The 1268-nt window shown below is 66.0% G+C and carries 1 protein-coding gene; it reads left to right on the top strand.

The annotated features are described in order from the left end of the window. Window positions 1-1268: amino acid adenylation domain-containing protein (locus tag IE140_RS35695; RefSeq protein ID WP_189461106.1), on the top strand; the 1268-nt coding region annotated here is incomplete at both ends.

Below are 1268 nucleotides of genomic sequence, written 5' to 3' on the forward strand. Positions count from 1 at the left end.
CCGCCCTGGTCACGGACGGCCAGACGCTCACCTACGCCGAACTCGACATCCGTACCAACCGGCTGGCCCACCGGTTCATCGCCGAGGGAATCCGGCCCGGGGACTGCGTCGCCGTCCTTCTGCAACGCTCCCCCGAGACCATCACCACCTACCTCGCCCTGCTCAAAGCAGGCGCCGTACACGTACCGCTCGACAGCCGCTACCCGGCCCAGCGCATCACCCACATCCTCCACGAGACCAACACCCGACTCGTCATCACCGACACCGCCTCACACGGCGACCTGCCGGCCCTCGACATCAACGTCCTCCTGGCCGACACCCTGCACCCCGAAACCGGCGACGAGACCCCCGACATCACCATCCACCCGGACGCAGCCGCCTACGTCATGTACACCAGCGGCTCCACCGGAACCCCCAAAGGCGTCATCACCACCCACCGCAACATCACCGGCCTCGCCCTCGACCCCCGCTTCGACCCCACCGCCCACCAACGCGTCCTCCACCACTCCCCCACCGCCTTCGACGCCTCCACCTACGAAATCTGGACCCCCCTCCTCAACGGCCACACCACCGTCATCGCCCCACCCGGAAACCTCGACCTCACCACCCTCCACCACACCATCACCCACCACCACATCACCGCCCTCTGGCTCACCAGCTCCCTCTTCAACCTCATCACCGAACAAACCCCCCACACCCTCAACCACATCCACCACCTCTGGACCGGCGGCGAAGCCGTCAACGCCACCACCGTCCAACACACCCACACCCACAACCCCAACACCACCGTCATCGACGGCTACGGACCCACCGAAACCACCACCTTCGCCACCCACCACCCCACACCCAACCCCTACACCGGACCCACCACCGTCCCCATCGGCCAACCCATGGCCAACACCCACACCTACATCCTCGACCCCCACCTCCAACCCACACCCCCCGGCGTCCCCGGCGAGCTCTACATCGCCGGCACCGGCCTCGCCCGCGGCTACCTCAACCAACCCGCACTCACCGCACAACGCTTCATCGCCAACCCATTCCACCCCGGCCAACGCATGTACCGCACCGGCGACCTCGCCCGCTGGAACACCCACAACCAACTCGAATACCTCGGCCGCACCGACCACCAAATCAAAATCCGCGGCTTCCGCATCGAACCCGCAGAAATCGAGAAAACCCTCACCGACCACCCCCACATCACCCAAGCCGCCGTCATCCCCCACACCCACAACAACAACACCCAACTCATCGCCTACACCGTCACC

Source organism: Streptomyces parvus (genome assembly GCF_014648875.1).
GTDB classification, from domain to species: domain Bacteria; phylum Actinomycetota; class Actinomycetes; order Streptomycetales; family Streptomycetaceae; genus Streptomyces; species Streptomyces parvus.